This window comes from Actinophytocola sp., from assembly GCF_050699915.1.
In the GTDB taxonomy this organism is placed as follows: Bacteria; Actinomycetota; Actinomycetes; order Mycobacteriales; family Pseudonocardiaceae; genus Actinophytocola.
Window position 1 is genome coordinate 1 of the sequence record NZ_JBOHGA010000278.1, and the last position, 7,084, is coordinate 7,084.

Genomic DNA, 7,084 nt, shown 5'->3' on the forward strand with positions numbered 1-7,084 from the left:
GTGCCGGCGGGGGTGGGCCCGCCGGCACCGCTACCTGGGCGGTTTGCGTCATCGCGACGGTCAGTCGCCGATGGCCGCGTCCAGCGCCTTGTTGGCGTCGGCGGTCGCGGTGTCCAGGTCCTTCGCGCCGGTCAGGTAGGCGGTCAGCATGTCCTTGAGGGGGTTCTGGCCGGCCTCGATGGTCGCCCACTTGGGCGTGGCGGGCACCGACTTGCCCTTCTTCGACGCCTCTGCCATCGCCTTGCTCACCGGGTTCGCGTCCAGCGCCGACAGGTCGGTCGAGGCGCCGGGCACCATGCCGGCCTCGGCGAACTGCGCCTGGTACTTCGAGCTGAGCATGAGCTTCAGGTACTCCTTGGCCAGGTCGGCGTTCTTGCTGTTCACCGGGATGGCCAGGTTGGAGCCGCCCTGGAACACCGGCGCGGTCTCGCCCGCGTTCTTGGACGGGATCGGGAAGGCGCCGGTCTTGGCCTTGATGTCGGCGTTGTCCGCGGCCGCGGTGTCGACCTCCCACGGCAGCGCGATCATCATCGCGACCTTGCCCTGGCCGTAGATGCCGGCCTGCTCGGGGTTCTGCTCGTCGTTGTCCTTGGGCGCGGTGGTGCCGGACGCGTCCACCAGCTCCTTGTAGAACTCCAGACCCGCCTTCGCCTCGGGACTGTCCAGCGTGGCGGTGAACTCGACGCCGGTCTGCCTGGCGATGTCGCCGCCCTCGTCGTAGATGAAGGAGAGCAGGGCGTACCAGTTCTGGCCGGGCAGGTAGAGCGGCTGGAACTGCTTGTCGGCGCCGAACTTCGTCTTCAGCTTGCCGATCGCGGTGAGCCACTCCTCGCGCGAGGTCGGCGGGGCGGTGATGCCGGCCTGCTGGAACATGTCCGTGCGGTAGACGACCATGCGGTTCGCGGCGTAGAACGGCGTGGAGTACTGCTTGCCGTCCCACTCGCCGGAGGCCTTGAGGCTGTCGAGCCACTGGTCACCGGACAGGCTGTCGACGTCGCGGGACAGGTCGGTGAGCACACCCTCGTCGGCGAACGACGGCGCCTGGGTGTTGCCGAGCTCGATGACGTCCGGCGGGTCCTGGCTGGCCAAGGCCGTGGTCAGCTTGTCCTGGATGCCGTTCCACTCCTGGACCTCGTACTTGACGGTGACGCCGTCGTGGGACTGCTCGAACTCCTTGTGGAGCGAGTCGGTGAGGGTCTCCGGCGCGGAGCCGTTCATCAGCCACACGGTGAGCGTCCGTGGCCCGTCCGACTGCTGTTCGCCGCTGCTCTCGTTGCCGCCGGAGCCGGCGCAGCCCGCGGTAGCCAGTGCGATGGTGGCGACGCCGACCATCACCTTCGTCCAGCGCTTCACTTCTTGCCGTCCCTTCCGTGCCCGGCGTCGGTGCCGGGCCCGCACCAGTGGTTTGGACCTAATGGTTCAGACCTAGTGGTATAGACCAATGGGAGAACTCTGGGCCTGCCCGGCGCCGCTGTCAAGACACTTGCGGAAGACGTTGTAAATCGAAGCGGAAATCGAGGTGTCGCAAGGATTCCCGGGCAACTTCCCACGGCTGTGATCGCCGGTTCGGGAACTTCTCACCGCAGTGGCGGGAGGGGCCGTTCAGCCGGCGTGGCGGGCCGAACGGAGGAGTGGTTGAACCAATTGGAGCAGAATGGTTGAACCAGTCAGGCTCGACCGTCGCCCTTGATGCGCCCGATCAGCCCGACGGCCATCGGGATCAGCAGCCAGATCGGCCAGAAGTACTGCATGTGGCCCGAGCCGATGCTCGTCGCCAGCCAGATCACCGTGGAGATGACGAAGATGCCGCCGAAGCCGCCCAGCCAGGCTCGGACGAGCTGCCCGCCTCGCGAGGCGCGCTCCGGTGTCGTGGCGCCGGTCGGGGCCGGGGTCGCGCTCGCCCGCGGCTCGATCGCGGCGGCGGGCAGGTCCGAGAGCAGCCCGTCCAGGTCGCCGTACGTCCTGGCCGCGTAGGTGCGCTGCAGGCGCTCGTCGTACTCCGCGAGGTCCAGTCGGCCCTCGTCGAGAGCCTGCTTCAGCTTGTCCGCCACTTCCTGGCGGTCGCTGTCAGCTGCCCGCATCTCATCACGACCCATGAGGTAAGGATGCCATTCGGATTAGGGTGGGACGCGTGAGCACACACTTCAACGTCGTCGTCCTCGGTGCCGGGCCCGGTGGGTACGTGGCGGCCGTGCGCGCGGCGCAGCTCGGACAGTCGGTCGCCGTCGTCGAGGAGAAGTACTGGGGCGGGGTCTGCCTCAACGTCGGCTGCATCCCGTCCAAGGCCCTGCTGCGCAACGCCGAGCTCGCCTACATCTTCAACAACGAGCAGAAGACGTTCGGCATCGAGGGGCAGGTCACGTTCGACTACGGCGTCGCCCACGCACGCAGCCGCACGGTCGCCGACGGGCGCGTCAAGGGCGTGCACTACCTGATGAAGAAGAACTCGATCACCGAGTTCACCGGGTACGGCACGTTCGCGGGCCCGAACAACCTCGAGGTGCAGACCGCGAACGGCACCGAGGAGATCACGTTCGACAACTGCGTCATCGCCACCGGCGCGCGGACCAAGCTGCTGCCGGGCACCCAGCTCTCCGACCGCGTGGTCACCTACGAGGAGCAGATCCTCGCCCCCGAGCTGCCGGGCAGCATGATCATCGCCGGCGCGGGGGCGATCGGCGTCGAGTTCGCCTACGTGCTCGCCAACTACGGCGTCGACGTCACGATCGTCGAGTTCCTCGACCGGCTCGTCCCGCTCGAGGACGTCGAGGTGTCCAAGGAGCTGGCCCGCCACTACCGCAAGCTGGGCGTCAACGTGCTGACCTCCACCCGCGTCGAGTCGATCGACGACTCGGGCGAGCAGGTCACCGTCGAGGTCTCCGCCGGCGGCGAGCGCAAGACGTTGCAGGCCGACAAAGTCCTGCAGGCCATCGGTTTCCAGCCGAACGTCGAGGGCTACGGCCTGGAGGCGACGGGCGTCCGGGTCACCGAACGCGGCGCGATCGAGGTCGACGGGCGGTGCCGGACGAACGTCGAGCACATCTTCGCCATCGGCGACGTCACCGCGAAGCTCATGCTCGCGCACGCGGCGGAGGCCATGGGCATCGTCGCGGCGGAGACCATCGGCGGCGCGGAGACGATGGAGCTCGACTACCGGATGATCCCGCGCGCCACGTACTGCCAGCCGCAGATCGCGAGCTTCGGCTACACGGAGGAGCAGGCGCGGGAGGCCGGTTTCGACGTGCAGGTGGCCAAGTTCCCGTTCACGGCCAACGGCAAGTCCCACGGCCTCGGCGATGCCCGCGGCTTCGTGAAGCTGCTGTCGGACGCCAAGTACGGCGAGCTGCTCGGCGGCCACCTCATCGGCCCGGACGTGACCGAGCTGCTGCCCGAGCTGACGCTGGCCCAGCAGTGGGACCTGACCGTGCACGAGGTGGCCCGCAACATCCACGCCCATCCGACCCTGGGCGAGGCCGTCAAGGAGGCGGTCCACGGCCTGGCCGGCCACATGATCAACCTCTGACCGTGCGCCGGCGGAGGTCAGCCCCGGCCGCGCAGGACTGGGCGCAGCGCGTCCAGCACGCCCGGGTCCTCGATGGTCGATGGGACGGGTTCGTCGCGGCCGTCGGCTATGCCGCGCATCGTCTTGCGCAGGATCTTGCCCGAGCGCGTCTTCGGTAGACCTTCCACAACGGACACGTCGCGGAACGCCGCCACCGGGCCGATCTCCTTGCGCACGGCCGCGACCAGCTCCGCACGCAGCGTCTCCTCGGAGATCGTCACGCCCGCCTTGAGCACCACGAACCCGCGCGGCAGCTGGCCCTTCAGCGAGTCCCGCACGCCGATCACCGCGCACTCGGCCACCGCCGGGTGCGCCGCCAGCACCGCCTCCATCGAGCCCGTCGACAGCCGGTGGCCGGCCACGTTGATCACGTCGTCGGTCCGCCCCATGACGTAGACGTAGCCGTCCTCGTCGACGTACCCGCCGTCTCCGGTCAGGTAGTAGCCGTCGTAGCGCGACAGGTACGACGACACGTACCGCTCGTCGTCACCCCACAGGGTCGGCAGCGTGCCCGGCGGCAGCGGCAGCTTGATCGCGATCGCGCCCTCCTGGCCGCGGGGCAGCTCCGCCCCGGAGACGTCGAGGATCCGCACGTCGTAGCCGGGCACCGGCACGCTCGGCGAGCCCGCCTTGATCGGCAGCGGCTCGAGCCCGCGCAGGTTCGCGCAGATCGGCCAGCCGGTCTCGGTCTGCCACCAGTGGTCCACGACCGGCACGCCGAGCTTCTCCGACGCCCAGTGGTACGTCTCCGGGTCGAGCCGCTCGCCGGCGAGGAACAGGGTCTGGAACCCCGACAGGTCGTAGCGACCGATCTCGGTGCCGGACGGGTCCACCCGCTTGATCGCCCGGAACGCGGTCGGCGCCGTGAACAGGGCCTTCGCCCCGTGCTCGGCGATGACCCGCCAGAACGCCCCGGCATCGGGCGTGCCGACCGGCTTGCCCTCGTACAGCACGGTCGTGGCGCCGATGAGCAGCGGCGCGTACACGATGTAGGAGTGGCCGACGACCCAGCCGACGTCGGACGCGGTCCAGAACACGTCGCCGGGGTGGATGTCGTAGATGTTCGGCAGCGACCAGGCGAGCGCCACCGCGTGGCCGCCGTTGTCGCGGACCACGCCCTTCGGCTTCCCGGTCGTGCCCGACGTGTAGAGGATGTAGAGCGGGTCGGTGGCCGCGACCGGCACGCAGTCCGCCGGCTCCGCGCTCGCCATCGCCGTGTCCCAGTCGACGTCGCGGTCGCCGAGCGTCGCCGGTGCCTGCTCGCGCTGCAGCACCACCACCGTGTCCGGCTGGTGGGTGGTCATCGCGAGCGCCTCGTCGATGATCGGCTTGTACTCGACGACGCGGGTCGGCTCGATGCCGCACGACGCGGCCACGATCACCTTCGGCCGGGCGTCGTCCACCCGGGTGGCCAGCTCGCGCGGCGCGAACCCGCCGAACACCACCGAGTGCACCGCGCCCAGCCGCGCGCACGCGAGCATCGCGACGACCGCGCGCGGCACCATCGGCATGTAGATGATCACCCGGTCGCCCCGGCCGACGCCGAGCCCGGCCAGCACCCCGGCGAAGCGGGCGACCTCGTCGCGCAGCTCACGATAGGTATAAGAAGCCTTGCTCCCGGTGACCGGCGAGTCGTAGACCAGCGCGGGCTGGTCGGCGCGGCCGCCGTCGACGTGCCGGTCGAGCGCGTTGTGACACGTGTTGAGCTCCCCGTCCGGGAACCATCGGTACAGCGGCGCGTCCTCCTCGTCGAGGGCCCGCGTCGGCGACTTCGTCCAGGCCAGGCCGCCCGCGGCGGCCAGCCAGAAGCGCTCCGGGTCCTCGAGACTCTGCCGGTACGAATCGTGGTAGGAGCCCATGGTCGGAACCTAGTCGGTGGCCATACGCCAGCGGAACGGTCACGGCTCGACATAGGGTGGTTCAGTGCCGGCGTACTTCTGGTCTCATGGGCATCGGGAGGGAGGGCCGTGAACTTTCTGATCAACTTGGGCAGCTCGATGCTGTCGTTCGCGCACAGCATCTTCGGGCCCGGCTTCTGCCCCGGTGACTGGGTGTGGGCCACGATCGCCGCCGGCATGCTGATCGGGCTGCTGCCCGTGCTCGGGTCGATCCTGGTCGCGTTGGTGCGCAAGGGGACCGGCAACACCTACAACCCGGCGACGATCACCGTGATCGCGGTGACCGGCGGCTTCTTCGTCTTCCTGATGCCGCTGCTGTTCGCGAACGGGCTCTCCGAGGTGTTCCGCAACGTCCGCCGCGGCGGGTCGACCGGGCTGTCCTCGGACGAGGTCGCGCTGGTCCGGGAGGGCTACTGCTGGGTGGGCAGCCAGGCCGACTTCCTGGGCGGCCGCCAGACCGTGTACGAAGTCCTGATCCACCCGAACGAAGGCGCGTTGACGCTGTTCGTGCGGGTCCTGCTGCTGGTCGTGCTGCCCGGGGTCGCGTTGCTGTTCGTGTGGCTGCAGTCGCGGGCGGCGATGCGCCGGGGGCCGAAGTGGCCGGGCCGGCTGATGTGGCTGCCGTTCGTGCTGATGGTCCTGCTGACCGCGCCGATGACGGCGAACTCGGCCGGCGCGATGTGGATCGGGTTCGTCCCGATGAGCGTGCTCGGGATGATCCCGCTGATGGTGATCGGACCGCCGAGCTGGTCGGTGATCGAGCGGTCGTACCAGAAGCCGCCGCCGTACGAGCCGCCGCCGCAGCAGCCGCCCCAGCAACAACGTCCGCCGCCCTACCAGCCTCAGCAGCCGGCTCGGATCCCGCCGCCGACGCGGGTGGCGACCCAGCAGCGCGAGCCGGAGCCGGACCGCGCGGCGCTCGCGAAGCTCGCCGCCGACCCGGGGCCGCTGCCGTTCGGCGGAGGTGGTCCGGGTGGTCCGGGTGGTCCGGTTGGTCCGCCCAAGGCGCCGTCCGGGCTGTGGCAGAACAACGGCGGCCGGTTCCAGAAGATCAAGCCGCTCGGCCAGGGCGGCTTCGGCACGGTGTGGCTCGCGAAGGACACCCAGCTCGACCGCACGGTCGCGGTGAAGCTCGCGCACGCGCCGGACCAGGAGACCGAGGCGCGGATGCTGCGGGAGGCGCGGGCGCTCGCGGCCGTGCACCACCCGAACTGCGTGCGGGTGTACGACATCGTGTCCGACAGCGACGGCCTCGGGCTCGTGATGGAGTACATCGAGGGCGAGCCGCTGGCCGACAGCGTGCACGGCAACGGTGTGCTGAACGACGTCCAGGCCGCGCGCCTGTGGGTGACGCTGGCCGGCGCGCTGTCCGCGGCTCATGGGAAAGGCGTGCTGCACCGCGACGTGAAGCCCGCGAACGTGATCGTCGACCCGAACGGCATGGCGCACCTGATCGACTTCGGCATCGCCCGCGCGAAGGGCGACTCGACGCTGACCGCCGCGGGCATGATGGTCGGCACGCCGGACTTCCTGGCGCCGGAGACCGCGGGCGGCGCGCCCGCCACCCCGGCGTCGGACGCGTGGCAGCTCGCGGCGACGGTGAGCTTCGCGCTGGCCGGCGCCC

The 7,084-nt window shown here is 70.0% G+C and carries 5 protein-coding genes; 2 read left to right on the forward strand and 3 right to left on the reverse strand.

From position 1 onward, the window contains the following. Nucleotides 1-60: 60 nt before the first annotated feature. Nucleotides 61-1,353, reverse strand: a complete 1,293-nt coding sequence (locus ACRDSK_RS30060; protein ID WP_431444740.1) for an extracellular solute-binding protein — start codon at nt 1,351-1,353, stop codon at nt 61-63. Nucleotides 1,354-1,667: 314 nt separating this feature from the next. Continuing rightward, nucleotides 1,668-2,096: a DUF1707 domain-containing protein gene (locus tag ACRDSK_RS30065; protein WP_431444741.1), complete on the reverse strand. Its 429-nt coding sequence runs from the start codon at nt 2,094-2,096 to the stop codon at nt 1,668-1,670. A 35-nt stretch (nt 2,097-2,131) separates the two neighbouring features. On the opposite strand from ACRDSK_RS30065, the gene lpdA reads away from it, so the two are divergent. Beyond that, a complete protein-coding gene (gene lpdA / locus ACRDSK_RS30070) occupies nt 2,132-3,523 on the forward strand; it encodes a dihydrolipoyl dehydrogenase (RefSeq protein ID WP_431444742.1) in 1,392 nt (463 codons plus the stop codon). A gap of 17 nt (nt 3,524-3,540) precedes the next feature. Here lpdA and ACRDSK_RS30075 read toward each other — a convergent pair whose 3' ends face one another. After that, nucleotides 3,541-5,421: a propionyl-CoA synthetase gene (locus ACRDSK_RS30075; protein WP_431444743.1), complete on the reverse strand. Its 1,881-nt coding sequence runs from the start codon at nt 5,419-5,421 to the stop codon at nt 3,541-3,543. A 108-nt stretch (nt 5,422-5,529) separates the two neighbouring features. Here ACRDSK_RS30075 and ACRDSK_RS30080 point away from each other — a divergent pair. Continuing rightward, a partial coding sequence (locus ACRDSK_RS30080; RefSeq protein ID WP_431444745.1) for a serine/threonine-protein kinase occupies nt 5,530-7,084 on the forward strand: 1,555 nt, incomplete at its 3' end.